Origin of the sequence: Mycobacterium gordonae (assembly GCF_017086405.1) — a bacterium.
Lineage (GTDB): Bacteria > Actinomycetota > Actinomycetes > Mycobacteriales > Mycobacteriaceae > Mycobacterium > Mycobacterium gordonae_D.
Map to the genome: position 1 here is coordinate 3,184,242 of NZ_CP070973.1, position 23,552 is coordinate 3,207,793.

Below are 23,552 nucleotides of genomic sequence, written 5' to 3' on the forward strand. Positions count from 1 at the left end.
ATGAAGTCAACCGAGACGTCCCCGTTGGCCTGGCTGGAAGGGGTGGAGATCCAGCGCCGTCAGGCCGGGCTGCGCCGTTCCCTGCGGCCGCGGTCGCCGGTGAGCACCGAACTCGACCTGGCCTCCAACGACTACCTCGGACTGTCCCAACATCCCGATGTCATCGATGGCGGCGTCCAGGCCCTGCGTGTGTGGGGTGCCGGTGCCACGGGGTCGCGCCTGGTCACCGGAGACACCGAGTTGCACGCGCAGTTCGAGGCCGAGCTTGCCGACTACGTCGGCGCCGCCGCGGGTCTGGTGTTCTCCTCCGGCTACACCGCCAATCTGGGCGCCGTCGTCAGTCTGTCCGGCCCCGGCTCGCTGCTGGTGTCCGATGCTCATTCGCACGCCTCGCTGGTCGACGCCTGCCGGTTGTCCCGGGCGCGGGTGGTGGTGACGCCAAGCCGCGACGTGGCTGCCGTCGACGCCGCGCTGGGATCGCGCGACGAGGAGCGCGCCGTCGTCATCACCGACTCGGTGTTCAGTGCCGACGGGGCGCTGGCGCCGCTGCGCGAGCTGCACGACGTGTGCCGGCGCCATCGCGCGTTGCTGATCGTGGACGAGGCGCACGGTTTCGGGGTGCGTGGCGGTGGGCGCGGCCTGCTGCACGAGGTCGGGCTGGCTGGTTCGCCCGACGTGGTCGTCACCACGACGTTGTCTAAGGCTCTGGGTAGTCAGGGCGGCGTGGTCCTTGGACCGGCCGAGGTGCGGGCTCATCTGATCGACGCGGCGCGGCCGTTCATCTTCGACACCGGCTTGGCGCCCGCCGCGGTCGGCGCCGCGCTGGCGGCGCTGCGGCTGCTCAAGGGGGAGCCCTGGCGGCCTGCGGCGGTACTCGGCCACGCGGCCGAACTGGCGCGGGCCTGTGGTGTCGCCGAGGTTCCGCAGTCGGCAGTGGTGTCGGTGATCCTCGGCGATCCCGAGGTGGCGCTGGCCGCCGCGACAGCCTGCCTGGACGCCGGTGTCAGGGTGGGTTGCTTCCGGCCTCCGACGGTGCCCGCCGGGACCTCGCGGCTGCGACTCACCGCGCGCGCCTCCCTGAGCGCCGACGAACTCGACCTGGCGCGGCGCGTGCTCGCTGACGTGCTGTCGGGCGTCCGGCGTTGACCATCCTGGTCGTCACCGGGACCGATACCGGCGTCGGAAAGACGATCGCGACTGCCGCGCTGGCGTCGCGTGCGCGCCGCCTCGACATCGATGTGGCGGTGTGTAAGCCCGCCCAGACCGGCACCGCCGATGGCGACGACGACCTCGCCGAGGTGGGCCGGCTGTCCGGTGTCACCGAACTGGCCGGCTTGGCGCGCTATCCGCTGCCCATGTCGCCGGTGGCCGCGGCCGAGCAGGCCGGCATGTCGCTGCCCCGCCGCGAGGACGTGCTGCGCCTGATCCGTGGGCTGGACCGGCCGGGACGGTTGACGTTGGTGGAGGGTGCCGGCGGACTACTGGTTGAACTCGCCGCCGGGGGTGTCACCCTGCGAGATCTCGCCGTCGACCTCGGCGCGACCGCGCTGGTGGTGGCCCGGGCCGGCCTGGGCACCCTCAACCACACGGCGCTCACGCTGGAAGCGCTTGCCGTACGGGGGATTCCGTGTGCCGGCGTGGTGATCGGCAGCTGGCCGGCTCAGCCAGGTTTGGTCGAGTCCTCCAATCGGTCGGCACTGCAAGCGCTGGCGCCCGTGCGTGCGGTGCTTCCGGCGCAAGCCAGCGTCGCCGGTGACTTCGCGGCCGTCAGCGCGGCGGCGTTCGACGCTGACTGGGTGCGGTCCCTGGTGTCCTGATGGCACATTCCATCGAGCTGCTCTTCGACCCCGACACCGAGGCCGTGCTGCGGCGCATGTGGGACGACCTGGGCGCGTTGAAAAAGGCGGGGCTGGCCATCCGGATTCCGCCCGGACGGCCGCATGTGACGGTCGCGGTCGCGCAACGCATCGCCCCTGACGTCGACGAACTGCTGATTCCGGTGGCGCGCGAGCTGCCGGTGCGCTGCGTGATCGGCGCACCCGTGTTGTTCGGCCGGGCCAACGTCGTATTCACCCGGTTGATCGTGCCGTCGCGCGCCCTGCTGGACCTGCACGCCGAGGTACATCGGCTGTGCGGCCCGCACCTGGTCCCGGAGCCGATGGCCAACAGCCTGCCCGGACAGTGGACCGCGCACGTCACGCTGGCCCGCCGAATGGACGTCGCGCATCTGGGCGCGGCGCTGGCGATAGCGGGCCGGCCGGCGCAGTTCGAGGGCTGCTTCGCCGGATTGCGCCGCTGGGATGGCGACCAGCGCGTCGAGTACCCGATCGGCTGACGTCAGCCGGGTTGGCCGGGCTTGCCGACCGCACCCGGTACGCCGTCGGCGCCCTTTTGGCCGACCTGTCCATCCGCGCCACCGGTGCCCTTCGTGCCTGCTGCACCCCCGTCGCCGCCGAGTCCTACCCCACCGCCGTGGCCGGCAGCGCCGCCGGCGCCGAATCCGCCCGAGTGGCCGAACAGTCCACCGGCGCCGCCCGCGCCGCCGTTGCCGCCGTTGCCTCCGTCGCCGCCGTTGCCTCCGTCGCCGCCGTTGCCTCCGTCGCCGCCGTTGCCTCCGACACCGACACCGGCTCCGGGAAAGATGCCACTGTCAGCGCCGCCCTGACCGCCGGTACCGCCGTGGCCGCCAGAAGCGCCGGCGCCCCCGTCGCCGGCAAGTCCGCCGGCGCCGCCACCACCACCGTCGCCGAACAACAGCCCGCCATGACCACCAGCACCGCCGACCCCGCCGGAACCACCGGTGCCACCCGCCGCGCCGACGCCGCCGGTACCGCCCCTGCCACCCGCGCCACCGAAGATGAGATTCGGATCCCCGAATGGATCGAACATCGCACTCGGGCCGCCCGTGCCTCCGTTGCCGCCCGCGGCGCCGGTGCCCCCGGTGCCACCCGCGCCCCCGGTGCCGGAGGAACTCAATGGGTTAGCGGAGTAACCCCCACCGCCATTTCCGCCGTCTCCGCCGGTCGCGCCCGCGCCGCCGGACCCGCCGGCACCACCGTTACCCGCGATCGCCGTGCCGGTACCGGCCAAGTCAACTGCATAGCCCCCTGCGCCGCCGTGGCCGCCGGGTGCACCGGGTCCGCCGAGCCCGCCGGCACCGCCATTGCCGGCGAAGGCGTTGACGATGCCCGCTTCACCGCTATAGCCTCCTCGGCCGCCGTCGCCTCCGGTTACACCGGTCGCGTTACCCGCAGCGCCATCCTGCCCGTTGCTCGCCGGGCCAGAAGAGCTGTCAGTGCCGTTGGCGCCAGTCGCCGCCTGGCCGACGGGTGTAGCGGGAAGGGGATTGCCGCTCGTGCCGGTCGCGCCTTGGCCGCCCGCGCCGCCGGCCCCGCCGTTGCCGAACAACACGCCGGCGTTGCCGCCGGCGCCGCCGTTGCCGCCGTAACCGCCGGCCACGGTGGCGGCCCCGCCAGCGCCGCCGGACCCACCGTTGCCGTATAGCAAACCGCCGCTGCCGCCGGTACCGCCCGGCGCGCTGCTCCCGCCAGCGCCCCCAACACCGCCATTGCCCAGGAGTCCGGCGGCCCCGCCATTGCCGCCGCGCTGGCCCGCTCCGCCAGACGCGCCATTACCGCCGTTGCCGAAGAGCAGCCCGCCCGCCTCGCCGGCCTGGCCCGGCGTTGCGCCGTTGTTTCCGTCACCGATCAGTGGGCGTCCCAGCAGGGCCCGGGCCGGCGCGTTGACCACATCCAGGACCGCCTGGAGGGGCGAGGCATTAGCGGCCTCAGCCGCGGCGTACAGGTTGCCGCCGGCGGACAGGGCGCGGGCGAACTGGGCGTGAAATGCCGCGGCCTTGGCGCTGACCTCGTGATATTGCTGGGCGTGCGCGCCGAACGCGGCGGCAATCGCCGTCGACACGTCGTCGGCAGCCGCGGTCACGATCGTCGTCGTCGACGATGTCGCTGCGGCGTTGGCCGTGCTGAGCGTCGACTCAATGCTGGTCAAGTCTGCTGCTGCCGCCGCTATCACGTCGGGCGCTGCACTTAGAAACGACATCACGTACTCCCAGCGGTCATACGAAGCCGCAAGCCGCGGTGGCTTCGAGGGGATTCAGAGAGTGAACTGTAGCTGCCGATCCTGCGCTGAAGTGGTGTTTTCGGGCTGACTACCCCCCGAACAGCAGGTACAGGCCCATGAAGGTGTAGCCGACCATGACCAGCATCATGGTGAGCTGCCCGGTGAGTTGATGCGCGGGCGGCAGCAACCGCAAGGCCTTGTCGTGCGCGGCGATGACCGCCACGATGTGCCCGGTAACCACGCAGGTCACTTTGATGGTGGACAGCACCGCGGGGTGCATCGACAGGATGTAGGCGACATGCCAGTCCCTGCTGAGCGGGTCGGCCAGCGCGATCACGGCCTGCTGGCCGCGCTCCACCAGGTAGGTCAGATAGTGGGCGAAGATGTAGCCGACCACGATCGGGATCAGCGAGTGCGCCATCTGACCGGGCAACGCCCGGCGCTGCGCGGCGTCCACTCCGCCGGTGGCCTTGGCCGCGAATGAAAAAGTCAGTGCCACAACGGAAATGAACACAATGAGGCCAGCGGTGCGCAATGCCGACGACGTGCCCGTCTCCGGCACCTCGTGGGCACCGCGGGCGACCCCGTCGGCGAAGTCGCGCCACGTCGGCGAGGCGGAGAAGCTGTCGAACGCCGTGGAGCCCAGGAGCACCGCCAGCACCATCACCACGCCGGGCCGCACCGGCAGTGACGGCAGATGGTCGAAGGGATTGCCGAGCACGATCTTCCCGGTCTCGCGATTACGCCAGAACGGCGACAGCCGGGACACCGCCATGCTGTAGACGCCGAACGGGTCGACCCGCGCCAGCCAGCGCTGCCCGCACAGGCACGCCCCGGCCAGCAGCGCGACGCTGTAGGCCAGCAGCCAGATCTTCACCGCGAACACCGAGGCCGAATCGGGACTGGCCAACTCCATCCAGACGAACGCGAACAACCCGAGGGCAGCCGGACGGTAACCCCAGCTCTCGGGGTAGGTGAAGCGGGACCGGCGCAACCGCTGCGGCAGACACCGCCGCAGCACGACGTACACGGTCCGGACCGGCGAAACGACCCGCCACACCGGCCCGAAAACCAGCGACAGCGCAACCAGCCCGACCCACAGCAGCACGTAGAACGCGCCAAGGAGGCCGTTGGCCTGGGTCTGCGGGCCGAACACCCCCGTTAGCAGCACCCACGCCGCGAACACCAACGCCAGACCCGCCACCAGCCAGCGCGTGAGGCGCGCGTCGACCAGCGTCGTCACCACAGCCGGCAGGGCGCGTCCGGGCTTGGCCGGATCGAACCGCGGCCGCTTCCAGGCCAGGGCCACCAGCGCGAAGGTGAAGGTCAGCGCCCACGCCGCACCGATCAGCGCAAACGTGTAGGGGACCGGGAGATCGTTCGATCCGCCGAGGCCGTGCGCCAGCACTGCCCCTGCGCTGGTCACGGCTGGATTTGAATGGTGGCGATCGTGCGCTTGAGGTGGTGCAGCTCGACGTCGACGTTGCCGGGCACGTCGACGCTGAACTGAAACGTCTGGTTGGGGGCGGCGGCGACCTCGAACTTGTGATCGGGCACCGAGTGCACATGCAGCTCGTCGGTCACGTCGCTGGTGATCCGCAGTGTGACCTGTTCCTTCACATTGGCCTGCAGCGTGGCGTTCGTCGGAGTCACCCGGCCGTCGGCGATGGTGACCTCGATCGTCAGCGCGGGGCCGGCCGCGCTACTAGTCGGTGCGCTACGTTGCGAACTGCCACCGCAGCCGACCATCGCGCAGGTCAGTATCGCCGCCCAGACGGCGGCGAGAATGCGTCCCGTCATCGATTCATGCCGCCCGGGGGAGGGGATGGGCTTCCTCCTCCGCTCGCCGGGGCTTGGTCGTCTCGCCGTTGATGCGACCGGCGCCCCACGTCAGGGCCGCGATCACCATCAGGGTGAAGACCAGCACCAGTATCGAGCCGGCGGTGAACAGCCACTCGGGCGCGTTCGGGTCGCGTTCGCGCTGCAGGATCGTGTTCTCCAGGACGAACGGGCGGGTGATCACGGGCTGGGCCGGGATCTCGGGAGCCGGGATCGCTTCGTCGGCTGGGGCGTAGATCGGCACGGCGGTCATCGTGTAGCCGTCTTGCACACGCAGGAGTGTCTTCCATGAACCCCAGACGGGGATGGGTTCGGTGCTGCGGTAATGCCCGGGACCGACCCGTTGCAGCCGATCGATGAGCAGGCCGCGGTCGTTGACCATCTTCCCCTGCCAGGACGTGATCGACACCCAGTCGGGCTCGTCCTTGATCAGGTCGGGCGGGTTGATCTGAACATCCGCGGACACCATCTGTTTCCCGGGCTCGCTGGGCAGTTCGGTGAGCTTGATGGTTGCGGTGTTCTTGCTCGGGATGTTGATGTGCAGCCCGTTGGCCACCGCGCCGCCGATCACGACGACGGTCGCAGCGACGATCGAGATCCCGATCGCGCGACGGGGCAGGGGTTGCCCGGTGAGCACCATCCCGGTCAGCACCCCGCACAGGCCCATCATCACCGCGACGGGCACCGACATGGCCAGAGCCTCGCCCCACATGCTGGTCGGCCATGGGTAGTGGTACACCGCGCCGACCCACAGGGAACTGAGCCAGAGGCCGACGGTACCCACCAGCAGGCCGGCCACGGCGCCGAAGACGATGGGGCGTTTGAACAGGGGGGTGAGGGCCAGCAGCTCGACCACCAGCGCCGGACCCAGGTAGAGCGGGAACCAGTTGATCGGGGCCCCCAGCACCGGGCCGACAGTGAACGCCACCGCACCCCGCAGGGCAATGGCGAACAGAGCGGCGATGATCGCCGCGCCCTTGCCCAGCGTCATCCGGGCCACGACCAGAGCCAGCGATGCCACGCCGGCGATCATCATGGGGTGGAAGGCCAGGCGGAACTGCTGGACACCGAAGTCGTATTCGATCTGGTAGACCGACAACCCGATCAGCAGCCCGCCGCAGGACAGGTAACGCAGGAACCGCACGAACGGCTTCTCGGGCGGCGCATCCGGCAGAGCGCGGCCGCCTTCGTACTCCAGCATGAGCACCGAGAACAGGGAGAGACCGGCGCCGCCGATCATCATCAGGTGGGTTGGACCCCACAGCGTGACGTCCTGGCCGAAGATGCGGTGCCAGACGTCATCGAGTGGGAAGCCGAACAGTGCGTACATCCCGCAGCCGGCCATCAATATGCCACCGACCGGCGCGTGCCAGTTCTCGGTGATGCGCACCGGCGCCGGGCCCGGCTCGTCGAACGGCAGCACGATCGCGATCATGCCGCCCAGGAAGATGCCGAACAGGCCGATGATGATGAAGTAGTGCGCAGGATTGGCCAGTGGGCCAGGATCACGGCCTTCGCCAATATGCCAGCTGACGTCCCAGATAAATCCGAACAGCGCACAGATGATCGACGTGGTGTACACCAGCACCGGCAGCGCCACCCAGGACGGGCGCCGGAACTTGACTCCAAGCCAGTCGGCGAACCGCTCCAACCAGCTGATGCGACGGGTGCGATGCGCATAGCCGATGGCCAGCATGATCAAAGTGATGACCAGCGCGGCCACCGAAAGCCCGATGACTTGGCTCAATTCAGCGCCGCGCGCCGCCGGAGCCTCTGCAACAACTGTCAATTCCACCGCGACCGCCTCCCGTTGCGCACGGCTGACTAGGACGAACCTGTAATGCCCACCCGACGGGCTGGTCAATCCTGCTTTTTGCCCGAATTTCGCCGATTGCGCATTGCGACATACAAAACCACTCCCGCGACGATCAGCGCCGGCAGAAACGCGGGGATGGCCAGCCATATCCCGTGGTCGGCCAGATAGGTGACGGGCGGATTGCTCATGATGGATCCATACCCTCCCGGGCGACGTCGTATCGGCGATCGGCACGCCCGGACGCCATCCGTCGACGCGGCGCCCGTTACCCTAACCTGAACAGATTTCATTCGGGCTGCCACGAACACGCGGCCCTGGAACGCAGATGTGGTCCGACCGTGCTCGGACGCGATCAACCAAACAGGGGGTACCCGGTGACTCAAGCGCCAACTCGACCGATCAGCGACACCGGCCAGGATGGCACCGAGATCGACATTTTGACCGTCGCCCGCGAGCAGGTGCTGGAGCGTGGCGAGGGCTTGACGAAGGACCAGGTGCTGCGGGTCCTGCAACTGCCGGACGACCGGCTGGAAGAACTGCTTGCGCTGGCCCACGAGGTGCGGATGCGCTGGTGCGGTCCCGAGGTCGAGGTCGAAGGCATCATCAGCCTCAAGACCGGTGGCTGTCCGGAGGACTGCCACTTCTGTTCGCAGTCGGGCCTGTTCCAGTCACCGGTGCGCAGCGCCTGGCTGGACGTCCCCAGCCTGGTCGAGGCGGCCAAGCAGACGGCCAAGTCGGGCGCCACCGAATTCTGTATCGTGGCCGCCGTGCGCGGGCCCGACGAGCGGCTGCTCGCGCAGGTCGCCGCCGGCATCGAAGCGATTCGCAACGAGGTGGAGATCCACATCGCGTGCTCCCTGGGGATGCTTAACGCTGAACAGGTCGAGCGACTGGCGGCCATGGGAGTGCACCGCTACAACCACAACCTGGAGACGGCCCGTTCGTTCTTCACCAACGTCGTCACCACGCACACCTGGGAAGAGCGCTGGCAAACCCTGTCGATGGTGCGCGAGGCGGGTATGGAGGTGTGCTGCGGCGGAATTCTGGGCATGGGCGAGACGCTGGAGCAGCGCGCGGAATTCGCCGCCGAGCTGGCCGAACTCGACCCGCACGAGGTGCCGCTGAACTTCCTCAACCCGCGCCCGGGCACCCCGTTCGGCGATCTGGAGGTGTTGCCGGCCAGCGAAGCGCTCAAAGCGGTCGGCGCGTTCCGGCTGGCGTTGCCGCGGACCATGCTGCGGTTCGCCGGTGGCCGCGAGATCACCCTCGGCGACCTGGGTGCCAAGCAGGGAATTCTTGGCGGCATCAACGCCGTGATCGTCGGCAACTACCTGACCACGCTGGGCCGTCCTGCCGAAGCCGACCTGCAACTGCTCGACGACCTGCAGATGCCGCTCAAGGCGCTCAACGCGAGCTTGTAGAAGTCGTAGAAAGAGAAGCGTGGCGGGAAACCTCAAGGCTCCGATCGGATCCGGTGCCTACAACGTCTACACCGGAGAGCCGGCCGGCACGGTCACGCCCACCGCGGCTCAGCTGGGGCTGGAGCCGCCCCGCTTCTGCGCCGAGTGCGGGCGCCGGATGATCGTGCAGGTCCGTCCCGACGGCTGGTGGGCGCGCTGTTCCCGGCACGGACAGGTGGACTCGGCCGACCTGGAGGCGCAGCGATGACTGAGGTGACCGCGGTTCCGGAAGTTCCGGGGAACGTCGAGCGGCGGCCGCGCACGTCCCGCAATCGCGCGCTGGTCACCGTGGTGCTCGTGCTGAGCGCCTGCGGGGTCCTGGTGGGCGCCCTGTGGGCGTGGATCGCCCCGCCGATTCACGCCGTGGTGGCGGTGAGCCGCAAGGGCGAGCGGGTGCACGACTACCTGGGCAGCGAATCGCAGAACTTCTTCGTAGCGCCGTTCATGTTGCTCGGTCTGCTCGGCGTGCTAGCGGTGGTGGCCGCCGTGGCTGTCTGGCAGTGGCGTGACCATCGGGGGCCGCAAATGGTCGCGGCGCTCACGTTGGGCCTGATCGGAGCCGCCGCGGCCGCCGCGGGCGTGGGAGCGCTACTGGTTCTACTGCGCTACGGTGCGCTGAACTTCGACACGGTCGCGCTTGCCTCCGGTGACCACAACGTGACCTACGTCAGACAGGCGCCACCGGTGTTCTTCGGTCACCTGCCGCTGCAGATCGCCGCTACGCTGCTCTCGCCGACGGCCACGGCCGCCCTGATCTATGCGTTCGCGGCGACCGGCACCGTGCGCGACGACCTGGGCGGCTATCCGCCGGTCGACCCGCGGCCGCCTGTGGTGCCGCCCGCTCCCGCCAATCCGACAGTCCCCTAGAGCGGACGCCGGTGGATCTTGCGGCCGGTGATGACCTTGGCCGCAATCACGCCCAGGCGTGCCATACCGGCGTAGGTCATCGGATTGAACATGGTGGGCCAGGTGGTCCGGATGAGGTGGTCGGTGATGGGGCGACCGGCGAACCGGTCGATGAGCCAGCGCAGCGCCATCGGAGACGACAGCGGGTGCAGCAGCATGTGCTCGTTGAACGCGTCGCGGTGGTAGGTGACGTCGGCGCCGCCTGCCGAGTACGTGTCGGCCAGCGCGTCGATGTCGTCGACGCCGATGAGGTAGTCGTGCACGGCCTGCACGATCAGCACCGGCGGTGTCGGCACCGCGACGCCCAGGGTGGTGCTGTCGAAGACGTGCGTCACCGCGGGGGTGGCCAGGATGTCCTCCAGCGGCTCGTCCAGGTAGTCGGCCATGTTCTTCTTAGCCATCGAGATCACCGCTTCCGCGGTGGTCATCCGCTCCATGCTCTCGAGCATGGCCAGTCCGTCTTCGTTGGCGTGTTCCTTGATCACCGCGTCGAGGTCGGGGTAGGCGTGGGTCAGTGCCGCCACGACCATCGCGGGCAGGCCCGCAAGCAGGCTGCCGTTCAGTCGCTTGAAGGTGTTGCCCAAGTTGCCGACGGGTGATCCCAGCACCGCACCGACGATGTCGAGTTCGGGCGCGTACTCGCCGCACATCTCTGCGGCCCACGCGCTGGCCAAGCCGCCACCGGAATAGCCCCACAGGCCGATCGGCGCGGATGCCGGCACGGCGAGCCGCTCCGAATTGTGCACGGCCCGCAGTCCGTCCAGCACGCGGTATCCGGGCTCGTACGGGGTGCCCCACAGCCCGTGCAGGCCCTCGTGGTCAGGTACCGACACCGCCCACCCTTCGGCGACGGCGGCACTGATCAGCAGCAGTTCCAGCTGGGCCAGTGAGCCGACGGCCTTGGCGCGGCGCCGCAGGGCATAGGAGGGGAAGCACCGCGAAGAGATTGCGTCAATGGCGCACTGGTAGGACAGCAGCGGCATGGTCTTGCCGGGTGCGACTTCCTTTGGCAGCAAAACCGTCGTCACCGTCGCCTCGGGATTGCCGTTCATGTCGGTCGTCCGGTACAGCAGCTGGGTTGCCTTGCTGGACTGCGGGATGAGCCCCATGAAGGCCAGTTCGACGTCGCGGGAACGCAGCACGGTGCCTGGTGCGGCGTGCTGGAAGCCGGCGGGAGGTTGGTAGAACGGGTCGTCGGCGGGGAGCAGCGGGCGCACCTTGCGCTGCAACTCCTCGTGCGGAGGCCGCCCGATCCAGTCCGCCCCGGTTTCGCCACCCAGCTTCGCAAGCTCCACCATCAAGGCTCCCTTCATGGCCCTCGTCGCGCCCTCGGTGCCGATCCTGGGTCGCGGTCAGGCTGGTCACAATGCGGCGCCGGCTGCTCATCGCGGCCAGCGCCTCTTACTAGAATCTTATTTCGCCTTATCCAACTCTTATACAAACTACTGTACAAACCATCGACACGCCTAAAACAGCGCCGCGTGCCGCTCGTCACAATCCATTGTGGGCCCTATCCGGGTGGCCTCAGAGCGGCAAATTCGTCGGTGACCCGCAATTGGGAGTCAGTGAAGCGGTACAGCGCGGCCGGGCGGCCGCCGCTGCGGCCGGACTGGGCGATGGTCCCTGTGGCTGTGATGACTTTCCTACGGGCCAGCACGCGCTGCAGATTGGTCGCGTCGACCTGGTAACCCAGCGCCGCACCATAGATGTCGCGCAGTGTGGACAATGCGAATTCCTTCGGTGCCAGGGCAAAGCCGATATTCGTATAGGACATCTTGGCCACCAGGCGGGTGCGGGCGTGGGCCACCATGGTCCCGTGGTCGAAGGCCATCGGCGGCAGCGCGCTGACCGGATGCCAACGGGTGTCCGAGGGCAGTTCGGGAGTGGCCGGCAAGGGCACCAGGCCCAGGAACGTCGAAGCGATCATCCGCACGCCCGGCACCCGCTGTGGATCGGAGAACACCGCCAACTGCTCCAGATGGGACAACTCGCGCAGGTCGACCTTCTCCGCGAGTTGGCGACGCACCGAGGTGGTCATGTCCTCGTCGTTGCGCAGCTGTCCGCCCGGTAGCGACCACGCGCCGCGTTGCGGATCCTGGGCACGCTGCCATAACAACACGTTCAGCTGCGGTTTTCCGGTACGAGGGCCATCGGTAACCAAACGAACCTGGAACACGACGGCGAGCACTTCGTGGGCGGTGCTACCATGGGGCATGTTTTCGATTGTAAGTCGAAAACCTCCTGAGTGCGAAAGGAGCCGACCATGACGGTCTTGAATCGCATGGACACGCTCGCCGAGGGGCGATCGCAAGCGCGGCGAGGCCGGGCGCCGGGGGTCGGCGCCATTGGCGACGAGCTGTCGGCCCGCATCGTCAAAACGCCCACCGGCTTCTCCGGAGTCGACGGCGACGCGCAGTGGGCAGCCGAGATACGTCGGCTGGCGCGCTTGCGCGGTGCCACCGTGCTGGCCCACAACTACCAGCTGCCGGCTATCCAGGATGTCGCCGATCACGTCGGAGACTCGCTGGCGCTGTCGCGGATCGCCGCGGAGGCGCCGGAGGACACCATCGTGTTCTGCGGCGTGCACTTCATGGCCGAGACCGCCAAGATCCTCAGCCCGGACAAAACGGTGCTCATTCCCGACCAGCGGGCCGGATGCTCGCTGGCGGACTCGATCACGCCCGACGACCTGCGTGCGTGGAAGGCCGAGCACCCTGACGCCGTCGTCGTCTCCTACGTCAACACCACGGCGGAGGTCAAGGCACTCACCGACATCTGCTGCACGTCGTCGAACGCCGTCGACGTCGTCGCCTCCATCGACCCCGACCGCGAGGTGCTGTTCTGCCCGGACCAGTTCCTGGGCGCGCACGTGCGGCGGGTGACCGGCCGGCAGAACCTGCACGTGTGGGCCGGCGAATGCCATGTGCACGCCGGCATCAACGGCGACGAGCTCGCCGAGCGTGCTCGCGCCAATCCTGACGCCGAGCTGTACGTGCACCCCGAATGTGGTTGCGCCACTTCGGCTCTCTATCTGGCGGGGGAGGGCGCCGTCCCGGCCGAGCGGGTCAAGATCCTGTCCACCGGCGGGATGCTCGACGCCGCGCACCAGACCCGCGCCCGCAAGGTGCTGGTGGCCACCGAGGTCGGCATGCTGCACCAGCTACGCAGGGCGGCGCCGGACGTCGACTTCCAAGCGGTCAACGACCGGGCCTCGTGCAAGTACATGAAGATGATCACCCCCGCCGCCTTGTTGCGGTGCCTGGTGGAAGGCGCCGACGAGGTCCACGTCGATCCGGACGTCGCGGCGGCAGGAAAGCGCAGCGTGCAGCGCATGATCGCGATCGGCCAGCCCGGCGGTGGCGAATGAGCACCCGTCCGGTGTGGCGCGACAATGCCGATGTCGTCGTCATCGGCATGGGTGTGGCCGGCCTGGCCGCGGGCCTAGCCGCCCACCGTGCCGGGGCGCGTGTCGTCGTCCTGAACAAGGCGGCTGCAACGCGTGGCGTCACCGCGACCCACTATGCCCAGGGTGGCATCGCGGTGGTGTTGCCCGATAACGACGATTCCATCGACGCCCACGTGGGCGACACGCTGGCGGCCGGCGCGGGCCTCTGCGACCCCGACGCCGTGTACTCGATCGTCGCCGACGGGTACCGCGCCGTCACCCAATTGGTCGGTGACGGAGCACGATTCGACGAAGCCGTACCCGGCACCTGGGACGTGACCCGCGAAGGGGGCCACTCCCGGCGACGGGTGGTGCACGCCGGGGGCGATGCGACCGGAGCCGAAGTGCAGCGCACACTCGACCGCGCTGCCCGCACGCTGGACATCCGCAGCAGCCATGTGGCGCTGCAGGTCCTGCACGACGACGCGGGCGTGACCGGGGTCCTGGTGTCCCGGCCCGACGGCGCCGGCATCATCAGCGCACCGTCGGCGATCCTGGCCACGGGCGGCCTCGGTCATCTCTACAGCGCCACCACCAACCCGAACGGATCCACCGGCGACGGCATCGCGCTGGCGTTGTGGGCCGGTCTGGCGGTCAGCGATCTGGAGTTCATCCAGTTCCACCCCACCATGCTCTTCGTTCCCGGCGCTCAGGGCCGGCGGCCGCTGATCACCGAGGCCATCCGCGGCGAGGGCGCAATCCTGCTTGACAGTCAAGGCAATTCGATCACCGCGGGGGTGCATCCAATGGGGGACCTGGCTCCACGCGATGTGGTCGCGGCCGCCATCGACGATCGGTTGAAGGCGACCGGCGACATGTGCGCGTACCTCGACGCCCGGGGTATCGCGGGCTTCGCCTCGCGATTCCCGACCGTCACCGCCGCTTGCCGGGCCGCGGGCATCGACCCGGTCCGCCAGCCGATCCCGATCGTCCCGGGCGCGCACTACAGCTGCGGTGGTGTGGTCACCGATGTGTACGGCCACACCGAGCTGCCCGGTCTGTACGCGGCGGGGGAGGTGGCCCGCACCGGAATGCACGGCGCCAATCGCCTGGCCTCCAACAGCCTGCTGGAGGGGCTGGTGGTCGGCGGACGGGCCGGACAGGCCGCGGCCGCGCATGCGGTGGCCACGGGATGCCCGCGTGCCAAGATGCCCGAGCCGGTCCGGCGTACCGCGCCGCGGCGCGGCGACCTGCAACAGGCGATGAGCCGGGACGCTTCGGTGGTGCGTGACGCCGACGGGTTGCACCGGTTGGCCGACATGCTGAGTACCGCGCCCAGCCGCACCGTGACGTGCCGTCAGGATGCCGAGGATGTCGCTCTGACTCTGGCCGCTCGCACCGTGACGGCCGCCGCACAGGCCCGCGCCGAGAGCCGCGGCTGCCACCACCGCGCCGAGTATCCGTCGACTGGGACCGAACCGGCCCGTAGCGCACTGGTGCGGCTGGCTGCCGACGGCAGCTCGGTCGAGGTGGAGACCCTGGCGGGGGTTGGCAGATGAAGCTGGATGCCGCAGAGCGCGCTGATGCGATAGCGACCATTCGGCGCGGCCTGGACGAGGACCTGCGCTACGGACCGGACGCCACCACGCTGGCTACGGTGTCGGCGGACGCGCTGGCTAACGCGTCGATGGTGCCGCGCGAGCCCGGGGTTGTCGCCGGTGTGGACGTGGCTTTGCTGGCGCTCGACGAGGTGGTCGGCAGCGATGGCTACCAGGTGCTGCACCGGGTGGAAGACGGCGCGCGGGTGGGCCCGGGTGAGCCGTTGTTGACGGTTCGGGCCGAGACACGGGGCCTGCTGACGGCCGAACGAACCATGCTGAATCTGGTCTGCCACTTGTCCGGCATCGCCACGGTGACCGCGGCGTGGGTGGACGCGGTGGAGGGCACCAGGGCCAAGATCCGCGACACCCGCAAGACCTTGCCGGGGCTGCGGGCGCTGCAGAAGTACGCGGTGCGGGTCGGCGGCGGCGTCAACCACCGGTTGGGCCTGGGCGACGCGGCGTTGATCAAGGACAACCATGTGGCTGCCGCGGGGTCGGTGGTGGCGGCGCTCCGAGCGGTGCGGGCTGCCGCGCCGGAGCTGTCCTGCGAGGTGGAAGTGGACTCGCTCGAGCAGCTCGACGAGGTGCTGGCGGAGCAGCCGGAGTTGATCCTGCTGGACAACTTCCCGGTGTGGCAGACGCAGATTGCCGTGCAGCGCCGCGACGCGCGCGCCCCCGAAGTGCTGCTGGAATCCTCCGGCGGGCTCGGTCTGGAAACCGCCAAGACCTATGCGGGGACCGGGGTGGATTACCTCGCCGTGGGGGCGCTGACCCACTCGGTCCGGGTCCTCGACGTCGGCCTGGACATGTGAGTACGGCTAAAGCTCCGGAGGCGGGGCCGGCCTCCTGTTGACGCGTACCGCGATACGCGGCAGCAGCCTGCCCGGCGACCGCTGGATGTCATAGTCCCAATCCAGCCCCGTCCACAGTTGCCAGCCGCGCCAGCGGGCCAGCAGGACGAAACCGGCACCGACCACCGTCGCGACCACCATGCCCGCCGACGCACGCCCCACATAGTCGAAGGCCACCGCCACGACGCTGGCGGTCACCGCGCAGGTCGCATAGAGGGTGTTGCCGCCGAAGATCAGTGGCGTCCGTCGCACGGCCAGGTCCCGCAGTGCGCCGCCGCCCACCGCGGTGATGGTGCCCAGCAGAATCGCCGGCAGCCAGCCCAAGCCGACGTGCAACGTCTTCTGGGCGCCGGCGGCTGCCCAGCAACCTAGGGCCAGGGCATCGACCACCGGGAACACCAGTGCCCATGCGCGGTCGTGCACCGGAGTGAGGAAGGCGACGACGGCGCCGGCGAGAACGGCCAGCCCGTACAGGTAGTCGGTGAGTGCGATCGGTGGCCCGTGCTGTAGCAGGGTGTCCCGGATCAAACCGCCGCCCAGCCCGGACAACGTCGCCAACGCCGCGAACCCGATCGGATCCAGGTGCATCTCCCGGGCCACGAGTCCCCCCAGAATGGCGTTGCCGAACACTCCGGTCAGGTCGATCACCCGGAGGAATTCGCCAACGGTGTCGGTCACGCCATTACGTTAAACCGTCAGGAGCAGGCGTGTTGCGGCCTTTGCCGCCTCGAGTGCGGCCGTGTCGCCGCTGGTGCGGGACAGGATCAACGCCCCCTCGATCAGCGATATCACCACCAGTCCGGTCTGCTCGGCACGCGCCGCGGACCAGCCGTCCCGGCACAGCCGCCCGGTGATCGTCGCGCACCAGGCCGCGAATGCGCGGCCGGCGGCGTCGCGCACCGCCGGACTGCCGTGTACCGCCTCGGTGGCCAACGGCTCGACCGGACAGCCGTCGCGTGGGTCAGCCGCCAGGCCGGCCGCCAGCACGTCTAACCAGCGCTCGACGATGTCGCTCACCGATCTGTCGGTGGACAACAGCTGGCGGAGCAGTTGCTCGATGGTTGAACCGGCCGTCGTCACCGCCGCCGCCGCCAGCTGCTGTTTGCCCTGCGGGAAGTGGTGGTAGAGCGAGCCCGGTTTGACACCCGCCTCTTCGAGGATCTGGTTCAGGCCCGTTGCCGCGTACCCCTGGCGGCGGAACAGGGTGGCGGCGGTGTCGATGAGCGCGGTGCGGCTGCGATCAGGTCTCGGCATGGTCTTGACATTACTTGAGTGATCACTCAAGAATGTTGCGATGAGGCAACTGATTCACGCCGACGGCGGCCGTTACGAGTGGCGGGAGGTCGCCGACCTGCAGATTTCGGCGCCCGGGGAGGCGCTGGTCCGGCCATTGGCGGTGGCGTGCTGCGACCTCGACGTCGCCGTCTGCGCGGGCCGGTTGCCGTTGCCGCCGGGGTATGCCGTCGGACACGAGGGGCTGGCCGAGGTCGTCGCGGTCGGCGATGACGTCTCCGGCGTGCGAGCGGGTGACCGCGTCGTCGTGCCGTTTCAGATCAACTGCGGCACTTGCGGCGAATGTCGCCGCGGCGTCACCGGATCATGCGGCTCGCTGCCATTGCTGGCGATGTACGGCATGGGGCCCATTGCCGGGTTGGACGGGGGCGGCTTCATGTCGGATCTGGTAGCGGTGCCCTATGCCGACGCGATGCTCGTCCCGGTTCCGGACGGCGTCGATCCGGTGGCCGTCGCGTCGTTGTCGGACAACATCCCCGACGGTTGGCGCACGGTTGCGCCATTCGCGGACGAGCTTGCCCGCATGGACCCGGTGGATCGCCGCGTGCTGGTGGTGGGCAGGGCATCGATCGGGCTGTACGCGGCGGCTTTCGCGGCTGCCCTGGGAGCCTACGTCGACTACGTCGATACCGATCCACACCGCTTGTCGGCCGCCGAAAAGTTGGGCGCGACCGTGCACGACCGGGCGAAGCCCGCCAAAGAGTGGGATCCGTATCCCGTCACGGTGAACACGTCGGGCGACCCGGCGCTGCTGGCCGCCGCGCTACGCGCGACCTGGCCCGACGGCGTGTGCACCGACACCGGGATCTACTACGAGCCGACCGAGATGGCGTTGCTGGCGCTCTACACCCGCGGCGTACGGTTCGTCACCGGTCGGGTCAACGCCCGGGCCGCCCTTCCGCAGGTGATGGCGTTGCTGGCCGACGGCTGCGACCTGTCGCCGGCCGTCGACCGCGTCGTGCCGTGGGAGGACGCGCCGGCAGCCTGGCCCGCGATGACCGGCAAGACGGTCTTCGTCCGGAGCTGACGAGATGCGCCGAGTATGAACTGGCGGCGTCGCCGGGCATAATTTCCGCCGCCATTGCACGCTCGGCGAACAGGACTCAGGCGATATCGCCGACGAAGACGGCCATCCGGCGCAGTTGTGTGCGCGCCATCTTGGGCAGACCCTCCGCCTCCGGACCGTCGGTGCCGGCGGGCAAGATCCGGGCGTTCGTGATGTGCACGGTCTGGCGCGCATAGTGCACGTCAGCCTCACCGGCCGCGACCACGTTCTTGACCCAGTCGGTCTTGCCGTGACCCAGTGCGATCGCCAACACATTGCCCTTGCGATAGGTGGTCACGATCGTCTGATAGCACTTACCCGACTTGCGGCCGCGGTGCTCGATGGTCGCGGTGCCGGGCAGGAAGCGGGCGATCGGCTTCAACACCGGGTTGAGGTACTTGACCTGGATGTTCTCGAACCACACCGGGAAGATCATCGGAACGCCCGGGGCGTTGTTGGGGTGCTGATCCCGTGCAGACATGGCTGGCTCCTTTTTACCCGCGCACTGTACCGGTCGAATATCGAGTTGAGCTGCTCTGGGACAATGGTCGACGTGACCACATCGCCCTCGCCGCTGTCCCGTATCGACTTGCGGGGTGTGGAGTTGACGGCTGCGCGCTTGCGCGCTGAACTGCCGCGTGGCGGCGTCGACGTGGAAGCCGTGCTGCCCACGGTGCGGCCCATCGTCGAGGCTGTCGCCGAGCGTGGGGCGGTGGCCGCCTTGAACTACGGCGAGGAGTTCGACGGTGTCCGGCCCGCCGCCGTGCGGGTGCCCGAGGGCGCGCTCGAGGCGGCCGCGGTGGGCCTGGACGCCGATGTGCGGGAAGCCCTACAGGTGATGATCGAACGGACCCGCGCCGTCCACGCCGATCAGCGCCGTGCCGACACCACAACCACCCTGGGCCCGGGAGCCACCGTCACCGAACGCTGGGTACCGGTGGAGCGGGTGGGGTTGTACGTCCCCGGCGGAAACGCGGTCTACCCATCCAGCGTGGTTATGAACGTGGTGCCGGCCCAGGCGGCCGGTGTCGACTCGCTGGTCGTGGCCAGCCCGCCCCAGGCGGCATTCGGCGGCCTGCCGCACCCGACCATCCTGGCCGCGGCCCACCTGCTGGGCGTCGACGAAGTCTGGGCGGTCGGCGGGGCACAGGCGGTGGCCCTGCTGGCATACGGCGGCACCGACACCGGCGGAAGCGAACTCGTCCCCGTCGACATGATCACCGGACCCGGCAACATCTACGTCACCGCCGCCAAACGGCTGTGCCGTTCCCAGGTCGGCATTGACGCCGAAGCCGGCCCCACCGAGATCGCGATCCTGGCCGACCACACCGCCGACCCCGCGCACGTGGCCGCCGACCTGATCAGCCAGGCCGAACACGACGAGATGGCCGCCAGCGTCCTGGTCACTCCCAGCCCAGAGCTGGCGGACGCTACGGACGCCGAACTCGCCGCCCAGCTCCTGACCACTGTCCACCGCGAGCGGGTGGCCACCGCGTTGTCCGGCCCGCAGTCGAAGATCATTTTGACCGACGACCTCGATGCGGCCGTGAAGGTGGTGAATGCCTACGCCGCCGAACACCTGGAGATCCAGACCGTCGACGCGGCACAGGTTGCGACCCGGATCCGCTCAGCGGGAGCCATTTTCGTGGGACCGTATGCACCGGTAAGCCTCGGCGACTACTGCGCAGGCTCCAACCACGTGCTGCCTACCGCCGGTAGCGCGCGCCACTCCAGCGGCCTGTCGGTGCAGACCTTCCTGCGTGGTATCCACGTCGTCGACTACACCGAGGCCGCCCTCAAAGACGTCTCGGGTCACGTCGTCACGCTCGCCAAGGCCGAAGACCTGCCTTCGCACGGCGAGGCGGTACGCCGGAGGTTCGAGCGGTGAGGACACCGACCCTCGACGACCTGCCGCTGCGGGAGGACCTGCGCGGCAAGTCGCCCTACGGTGCGCCGCAACTGGACGTGCCGGTGCGGCTGAACACCAACGAGAACCCGCACCCGCCGACCCAGGCGCTGATCGATGACGTCGTGCGCTCGGTGCGCGAGGCGGCCGCCGACCTGCATCGCTACCCCGACCGGGACGCGGTGGCGCTGCGCACCGACCTCGCCGCCTACCTCAGCGCCCAGACCGGAACCCCTGTCGCCGTCGAAAGCGTCTGGGCGGCAAATGGTTCCAATGAAATACTGCAGCAGCTGCTGCAGGCATTCGGCGGTCCGGGCCGCAGCGCCATCGGCTTCGTGCCGTCCTATTCGATGCACCCCATCATCTCCGACGGCACCCGCACCGAATGGCTCGAAGCCGCCCGCGCCGACGACTTCAGCCTGGACATCGACCAGGCGGTCGCCGCCGTGGCGGACCGCCGGCCCGACGTGGTCTTCATCGCCAGCCCGAATAATCCTTCGGGACAGAGCATCTCGCTGTCCGGCCTGCGCCGGCTGCTCGAAGCGGCACCGGGCATCGTGATCGTTGACGAAGCCTACGGCGAGTTCTCGTCGCAGCCCAGCGCCATCACCCTGGTCGGGGAATATCCGACCAAGCTCGTCGTCACCCGCACGATGAGCAAAGCGTTCGCCTTCGCCGGCGGTCGACTTGGCTACCTGGTTGCCACCCCGGCCTTGGTGGAGGCCATGCTGCTGGTTCGACTGCCCTACCATCTGTCGTCGGTCACGCAGGCGGCGGCGCGGGCGGCGTTGCGGCATGCCGACGACACTCTGGGCAGCGTCGCCACCCTGATCGCCGAACGGGAACGGGTGTCAACGGCACTGACACACATGGGATTTCGAGTCATCCCAAGCGACGCCAACTTCGTCCTGTTCGGTGAATTCGCCGACGCGGCGGCCGCCTGGCAGCATTACCTGGAAGCCGGCGTCCTGATTCGCGACGTCGGCATTCCCGGTTATCTGCGCGCCACCATCGGGATGGACGACGAGAACGACGCGTTCTTGCGGGTGAGCGCCCAGATTGCCACCACCGATCTGGGCAACCCCAGTCCGGTAGGCGCGGGTCGCGACCAGACATTCGGAGCGATCGCGAGCGCGGCGGAGCCGGGCGAAGCGGGTCGCGACCAGACATTCGGAGCGATCGCGAGCGCGGCGGAGCCGGGCGAAGCGGGTCGCGACCAGACATTCGGAGCGATCGCGAGCGCGGCGGAGCCGGGCGAAGCGGGTCGCGACCAGACATTCGGAGCGATCGCGAGCGCGGCGGAGCCGGGCGAAGCGGGTCGCGACCAGACATTCGGAGCGATCGCGAGCGCGGCGGAGCCGGGCGAAGCGGGTCGCGACCAGACATTAGGAGCACAGTGACAACCGAAAGACGGCGTGCGCGCATCGAACGTCGCACCCGAGAATCCGACATCGTCATCGAACTGGACCTGGATGGCACCGGCGAGGTGGACATCGACACCGGCGTGCCGTTCTACGACCACATGCTCACCGCACTGGGCTCCCACGCCAGCTTCGACCTGATGGTGCGCACCAAGGGTGACGTGGAGATCGAGGCGCACCACACGATCGAGGACACCGCGATCGCCCTGGGCTCCGCACTCGGGCAGGCCCTCGGCGACAAGAAGGGCATCCGCCGGTTCGGCGACGCGTTCATCCCGATGGACGAGACGCTGGCGCACGCCGCTGTCGACGTGTCCGGCCGGCCGTACTGCGTGCACACCGGAGAACCGGATCATCTGCAACACACCACGATCGCCGGAAATTCGGTGCCCTATCACACCGTCATCAACCGGCACGTGTTCGAGTCGCTGGCCGCCAACGCCCGCATCGCGCTGCACGTGCGGGTGCTGTACGGACGCGACCCGCACCACATCACCGAGGCGCAGTACAAGGCCGTGGCCCGCGCGCTGCGCCAGGCCGTCGAGCCCGATCCCCGCGTATCGGGTGTGCCGTCGACCAAAGGTGTTCTGTGACTGGGAAATCCGTCGTAGTTCTGGACTACGGCTCCGGTAATTTGCGCTCGGCGCAACGCGCGCTGGAGCGAGTCGGCGCGAACGTGGAAGTCACCGCCGACGCGGCAGCGGCGCTGGCTGCCGACGGACTGGTGGTGCCCGGCGTGGGTGCCTTCGAGGCGTGCATGACCGGCCTGCGCAAGATCGGCGGCGAACGGATCATCGCCGAGCGGGTCGCCGCGGGGCATCCGGTATTGGGTGTCTGCGTGGGCATGCAGATCCTGTTCGCACGCGGCGTCGAGTTCGGCGTCGAGACCACCGGCTGCGGTCAGTGGCCCGGCTCGGTGACTCGGCTGGACGCGCCGGTGATCCCGCACATGGGGTGGAATGTGGTCGACGCCGCGCCTGACAGCGTGCTCTTCCGGGGACTCAGCGCGGACACCCGGTTCTATTTCGTCCACTCCTACGCCGCGCAGCGGTGGGAAGGTTCACCCGAAGCGATGTTGACGTGGGCCACACATGAGGTGCCGTTTCTGGCGGCGGTGGAAGACGGAGCACTGTCCGCCACCCAGTTTCACCCGGAGAAGAGCGGGGACGCCGGAGCCGCCATCCTGCACAACTGGGTTGAGGGGCTGTAGGCATGGCGCTGATTCTGTTGCCGGCCGTCGACGTCGTCGAAGGCCGTGCGGTGCGCCTGGTACAGGGCAAGGCCGGCAGCGAAACCGAATACGGCTCGGCGCTGGACGCCGCCCTGGGCTGGCAGCGCGACGGTACCGACTGGATCCACCTGGTCGACCTGGACGCCGCCTTCGGCCGCGGCTCCAACCGCGAACTGCTGGCCGAAGTGGTGGGCAAGCTCGATGTCCAGGTCGAGTTGTCCGGCGGCATCCGCGACGACGATTCCCTGGCGGCCGCATTGGCCACCGGCTGCGCCCGCGTCAATGTGGGCACCGCGGCGTTGGAGAACCCGCAGTGGTGTGCCAGGGCCATCGCCGAGCACGGCGACAAGGTCGCGGTCGGGCTGGACGTCCAAATCGTCGATGGCGCACATCGGTTGCGCGGCCGTGGTTGGGAGACCGACGGCGGCGATCTGTGGGAGGTGCTGGACCGGCTGAACGCCGAGGGGTGCTCGCGCTACGTCGTCACCGACGTCACCAAGGACGGCACCCTGGGCGGTCCCAACCTCGACCTGCTGGCCCGGGTCGCCGAACGCACCGACGCGCCGGTGATCGCCTCCGGTGGTGTGTCCAGCCTGGACGACCTGCGTGCGATCGCAACCCTGACCGACCGCGGGATCGAGGGCGCCATCGTGGGCAAGGCGCTCTATGCCGGCCGGTTCACACTGCCCCAGGCGCTGGCCGCGGTGCGGGAGTAGCG

At 69.1% G+C, this 23,552-nt stretch carries 24 protein-coding genes and 1 pseudogene; 15 read left to right on the forward strand and 10 right to left on the reverse strand.

Annotation, left to right across the window (positions count from 1 at the left end; translation table 11 throughout):
* Genes JX552_RS13540 through JX552_RS13550 form a run of 3 tightly spaced genes read left to right on the forward strand, consistent with a single transcriptional unit; the run spans position 1 to position 2,335 of the window.
* Positions 1 to 1,146, forward strand: coding sequence for an 8-amino-7-oxononanoate synthase (locus JX552_RS13540; protein ID WP_205877871.1), 1,146 nt, complete (start codon positions 1 to 3; stop codon positions 1,144 to 1,146).
* Positions 1,143 to 1,817: a dethiobiotin synthase gene (bioD, locus tag JX552_RS13545; RefSeq protein WP_205877872.1), complete on the forward strand. Its 675-nt coding sequence runs from the start codon at positions 1,143 to 1,145 to the stop codon at positions 1,815 to 1,817. Before JX552_RS13540 ends, bioD begins: the two co-directional genes overlap by 4 nt.
* Positions 1,817 to 2,335 carry a 2'-5' RNA ligase family protein gene (locus tag JX552_RS13550; RefSeq protein ID WP_205877873.1) on the forward strand — a complete coding sequence of 173 codons (519 nt, stop codon included), beginning with the start codon at positions 1,817 to 1,819 and terminating at the stop codon, positions 2,333 to 2,335. Before bioD ends, JX552_RS13550 begins: the two co-directional genes overlap by 1 nt.
* A gap of 2 nt (positions 2,336 to 2,337) precedes the next feature.
* Here JX552_RS13550 and JX552_RS13555 read toward each other — a convergent pair whose 3' ends face one another.
* The 5 genes from JX552_RS13555 to JX552_RS13575 all read right to left on the reverse strand — a co-directional run bounded on the left by JX552_RS13555 (position 2,338) and on the right by JX552_RS13575 (position 7,923).
* On the reverse strand, positions 2,338 to 4,059 hold the full coding sequence (locus JX552_RS13555) for a PE family protein (RefSeq protein ID WP_205877874.1): 1,722 nt from the start codon (positions 4,057 to 4,059) through the stop codon (positions 2,338 to 2,340).
* A gap of 109 nt (positions 4,060 to 4,168) precedes the next feature.
* Positions 4,169 to 5,506 (reverse strand): hypothetical protein, encoded by a 1,338-nt coding sequence (locus tag JX552_RS13560; protein ID WP_205877875.1) that lies wholly within the window; start codon positions 5,504 to 5,506, stop codon positions 4,169 to 4,171.
* Positions 5,503 to 5,880 (reverse strand): cupredoxin domain-containing protein, encoded by a 378-nt coding sequence (locus JX552_RS13565; RefSeq protein WP_205877876.1) that lies wholly within the window; start codon positions 5,878 to 5,880, stop codon positions 5,503 to 5,505. The genes JX552_RS13560 and JX552_RS13565 overlap by 4 nt, the downstream gene beginning before the upstream one ends.
* Positions 5,881 to 5,884: 4 nt before the next feature.
* The gene (locus JX552_RS13570) at positions 5,885 to 7,666 is read right to left on the reverse strand and encodes a hypothetical protein (RefSeq protein WP_205878426.1); all 1,782 of its coding nucleotides are present in this window, start codon (positions 7,664 to 7,666) and stop codon (positions 5,885 to 5,887) included.
* Positions 7,667 to 7,779: 113 nt separating this feature from the next.
* Positions 7,780 to 7,923, reverse strand: coding sequence for a hypothetical protein (locus JX552_RS13575; protein ID WP_205877877.1), 144 nt, complete (start codon positions 7,921 to 7,923; stop codon positions 7,780 to 7,782).
* 186 nt (positions 7,924 to 8,109) lie between these two features.
* Here JX552_RS13575 and bioB point away from each other — a divergent pair, with 186 nt between their 5' ends.
* The 3 genes from bioB to JX552_RS13590 are packed head-to-tail and all read left to right on the forward strand — an operon-like array spanning position 8,110 to position 10,062.
* Complete coding sequence (bioB, locus tag JX552_RS13580) at positions 8,110 to 9,156, forward strand: biotin synthase BioB (RefSeq protein WP_205877878.1); 1,047 nt, start codon at positions 8,110 to 8,112, stop codon at positions 9,154 to 9,156.
* A gap of 19 nt (positions 9,157 to 9,175) precedes the next feature.
* Positions 9,176 to 9,403: a biotin synthase auxiliary protein BsaP gene (bsaP, locus tag JX552_RS13585; protein WP_205877879.1), complete on the forward strand. Its 228-nt coding sequence runs from the start codon at positions 9,176 to 9,178 to the stop codon at positions 9,401 to 9,403.
* Positions 9,400 to 10,062, forward strand: coding sequence for a DUF2567 domain-containing protein (locus JX552_RS13590; protein ID WP_205877880.1), 663 nt, complete (start codon positions 9,400 to 9,402; stop codon positions 10,060 to 10,062). Before bsaP ends, JX552_RS13590 begins: the two co-directional genes overlap by 4 nt.
* Here the strand turns inward: JX552_RS13590 and JX552_RS13595 are convergent.
* Both JX552_RS13595 and JX552_RS13600 read right to left on the reverse strand, forming a co-directional pair.
* The gene (locus JX552_RS13595; RefSeq protein ID WP_205877881.1) at positions 10,059 to 11,399 is read right to left on the reverse strand and encodes a lipase family protein; all 1,341 of its coding nucleotides are present in this window, start codon (positions 11,397 to 11,399) and stop codon (positions 10,059 to 10,061) included. The two genes, JX552_RS13590 and JX552_RS13595, sit on opposite strands and share 4 nt — an antisense overlap.
* A 212-nt stretch (positions 11,400 to 11,611) precedes the next feature.
* Complete coding sequence (locus JX552_RS13600) at positions 11,612 to 12,316, reverse strand: NUDIX hydrolase (RefSeq protein WP_205877882.1); 705 nt, start codon at positions 12,314 to 12,316, stop codon at positions 11,612 to 11,614.
* Between the two features lie 48 nt (positions 12,317 to 12,364).
* Here JX552_RS13600 and nadA point away from each other — a divergent pair, with 48 nt between their 5' ends.
* From nadA to nadC, 3 genes are read left to right on the forward strand one after another with little or no spacing between them, the layout of a single operon-like run.
* Positions 12,365 to 13,468, forward strand: coding sequence for a quinolinate synthase NadA (gene nadA, locus JX552_RS13605; protein WP_241011032.1), 1,104 nt, complete (start codon positions 12,365 to 12,367; stop codon positions 13,466 to 13,468).
* Positions 13,465 to 15,045, forward strand: coding sequence for an L-aspartate oxidase (locus JX552_RS13610; protein WP_205877883.1), 1,581 nt, complete (start codon positions 13,465 to 13,467; stop codon positions 15,043 to 15,045). The genes nadA and JX552_RS13610 overlap by 4 nt, the downstream gene beginning before the upstream one ends.
* Entirely contained in the window at positions 15,042 to 15,899 is an 858-nt protein-coding gene (gene nadC, locus JX552_RS13615) for a carboxylating nicotinate-nucleotide diphosphorylase (protein WP_205877884.1), read from the forward strand. The genes JX552_RS13610 and nadC overlap by 4 nt, the downstream gene beginning before the upstream one ends.
* 6 nt (positions 15,900 to 15,905) lie before the next feature.
* Here nadC and JX552_RS13620 read toward each other — a convergent pair whose 3' ends face one another.
* Both JX552_RS13620 and JX552_RS13625 read right to left on the reverse strand, forming a co-directional pair.
* Positions 15,906 to 16,616, reverse strand: a complete 711-nt coding sequence (locus tag JX552_RS13620; protein ID WP_205877885.1) for a trimeric intracellular cation channel family protein — start codon at positions 16,614 to 16,616, stop codon at positions 15,906 to 15,908.
* A gap of 9 nt (positions 16,617 to 16,625) precedes the next feature.
* Entirely contained in the window at positions 16,626 to 17,192 is a 567-nt protein-coding gene (locus tag JX552_RS13625) for a TetR/AcrR family transcriptional regulator (protein ID WP_205877886.1), read from the reverse strand.
* Between the two features lie 40 nt (positions 17,193 to 17,232).
* On the opposite strand from JX552_RS13625, the gene JX552_RS13630 reads away from it, so the two are divergent.
* Entirely contained in the window at positions 17,233 to 18,258 is a 1,026-nt protein-coding gene (locus JX552_RS13630) for an alcohol dehydrogenase catalytic domain-containing protein (RefSeq protein ID WP_205877887.1), read from the forward strand.
* A 76-nt stretch (positions 18,259 to 18,334) separates the two neighbouring features.
* Here the strand turns inward: JX552_RS13630 and JX552_RS13635 are convergent, their stop codons facing one another.
* Entirely contained in the window at positions 18,335 to 18,757 is a 423-nt protein-coding gene (locus JX552_RS13635; protein ID WP_205877888.1) for a nitroreductase family deazaflavin-dependent oxidoreductase, read from the reverse strand.
* A 63-nt stretch (positions 18,758 to 18,820) separates the two neighbouring features.
* On the opposite strand from JX552_RS13635, the gene hisD reads away from it, so the two are divergent.
* The 5 genes and pseudogenes from hisD to priA all read left to right on the forward strand — a co-directional run bounded on the left by hisD (position 18,821) and on the right by priA (position 23,550).
* Entirely contained in the window at positions 18,821 to 20,164 is a 1,344-nt protein-coding gene (hisD, locus tag JX552_RS13640) for a histidinol dehydrogenase (protein WP_205877889.1), read from the forward strand.
* Positions 20,161 to 21,282 (forward strand): annotated as a pseudogene (locus JX552_RS13645) (histidinol-phosphate transaminase); the annotation flags it as partial. The gene hisD and the pseudogene JX552_RS13645, both read left to right, overlap by 4 nt.
* Before the next feature lie 284 nt (positions 21,283 to 21,566).
* The gene (gene hisB / locus JX552_RS13650) at positions 21,567 to 22,196 is read left to right on the forward strand and encodes an imidazoleglycerol-phosphate dehydratase HisB (RefSeq protein ID WP_205878428.1); all 630 of its coding nucleotides are present in this window, start codon (positions 21,567 to 21,569) and stop codon (positions 22,194 to 22,196) included.
* Positions 22,193 to 22,813, forward strand: a complete 621-nt coding sequence (gene hisH / locus JX552_RS13655) for an imidazole glycerol phosphate synthase subunit HisH (protein ID WP_205877890.1) — start codon at positions 22,193 to 22,195, stop codon at positions 22,811 to 22,813. The genes hisB and hisH overlap by 4 nt, the downstream gene beginning before the upstream one ends.
* Before the next feature lie 2 nt (positions 22,814 to 22,815).
* A complete protein-coding gene (priA, locus tag JX552_RS13660; RefSeq protein WP_205877891.1) occupies positions 22,816 to 23,550 on the forward strand; it encodes a bifunctional 1-(5-phosphoribosyl)-5-((5-phosphoribosylamino)methylideneamino)imidazole-4-carboxamide isomerase/phosphoribosylanthranilate isomerase PriA in 735 nt (244 codons plus the stop codon).
* Positions 23,551 to 23,552: the final 2 nt, after the last annotated feature.

What these genes read in the sequence shown, in the direction of transcription:
- JX552_RS13540 (WP_205877871.1), top strand. Translation starts at nt 1, where the DNA reads ATGAAGTCAACCGAGACGTCCCCGTTGGCCTGGCTGGAAGGGGTGGAG.
- JX552_RS13550 (WP_205877873.1), top strand. Translation starts at nt 1,817, where the DNA reads ATGGCACATTCCATCGAGCTGCTCTTCGACCCCGACACCGAGGCCGTG.
- JX552_RS13555 (WP_205877874.1), bottom strand. Translation starts at nt 4,059, where the DNA reads ATGTCGTTTCTAAGTGCAGCGCCCGACGTGATAGCGGCGGCAGCAGCA.
- JX552_RS13565 (WP_205877876.1), bottom strand. Translation starts at nt 5,880, where the DNA reads ATGACGGGACGCATTCTCGCCGCCGTCTGGGCGGCGATACTGACCTGC.
- JX552_RS13575 (WP_205877877.1), bottom strand. Translation starts at nt 7,923, where the DNA reads ATGAGCAATCCGCCCGTCACCTATCTGGCCGACCACGGGATATGGCTG.
- JX552_RS13590 (WP_205877880.1), top strand. Translation starts at nt 9,400, where the DNA reads ATGACTGAGGTGACCGCGGTTCCGGAAGTTCCGGGGAACGTCGAGCGG.
- JX552_RS13595 (WP_205877881.1), bottom strand. Translation starts at nt 11,399, where the DNA reads ATGGTGGAGCTTGCGAAGCTGGGTGGCGAAACCGGGGCGGACTGGATC.
- JX552_RS13600 (WP_205877882.1), bottom strand. Translation starts at nt 12,316, where the DNA reads ATGCCCCATGGTAGCACCGCCCACGAAGTGCTCGCCGTCGTGTTCCAG.
- nadA (WP_241011032.1), top strand. Translation starts at nt 12,365, where the DNA reads ATGACGGTCTTGAATCGCATGGACACGCTCGCCGAGGGGCGATCGCAA.
- JX552_RS13610 (WP_205877883.1), top strand. Translation starts at nt 13,465, where the DNA reads ATGAGCACCCGTCCGGTGTGGCGCGACAATGCCGATGTCGTCGTCATC.
- nadC (WP_205877884.1), top strand. Translation starts at nt 15,042, where the DNA reads ATGAAGCTGGATGCCGCAGAGCGCGCTGATGCGATAGCGACCATTCGG.
- JX552_RS13625 (WP_205877886.1), bottom strand. Translation starts at nt 17,192, where the DNA reads ATGCCGAGACCTGATCGCAGCCGCACCGCGCTCATCGACACCGCCGCC.
- JX552_RS13630 (WP_205877887.1), top strand. Translation starts at nt 17,233, where the DNA reads ATGAGGCAACTGATTCACGCCGACGGCGGCCGTTACGAGTGGCGGGAG.
- JX552_RS13635 (WP_205877888.1), bottom strand. Translation starts at nt 18,757, where the DNA reads ATGTCTGCACGGGATCAGCACCCCAACAACGCCCCGGGCGTTCCGATG.
- hisD (WP_205877889.1), top strand. Translation starts at nt 18,821, where the DNA reads ATGGTCGACGTGACCACATCGCCCTCGCCGCTGTCCCGTATCGACTTG.
- priA (WP_205877891.1), top strand. Translation starts at nt 22,816, where the DNA reads ATGGCGCTGATTCTGTTGCCGGCCGTCGACGTCGTCGAAGGCCGTGCG.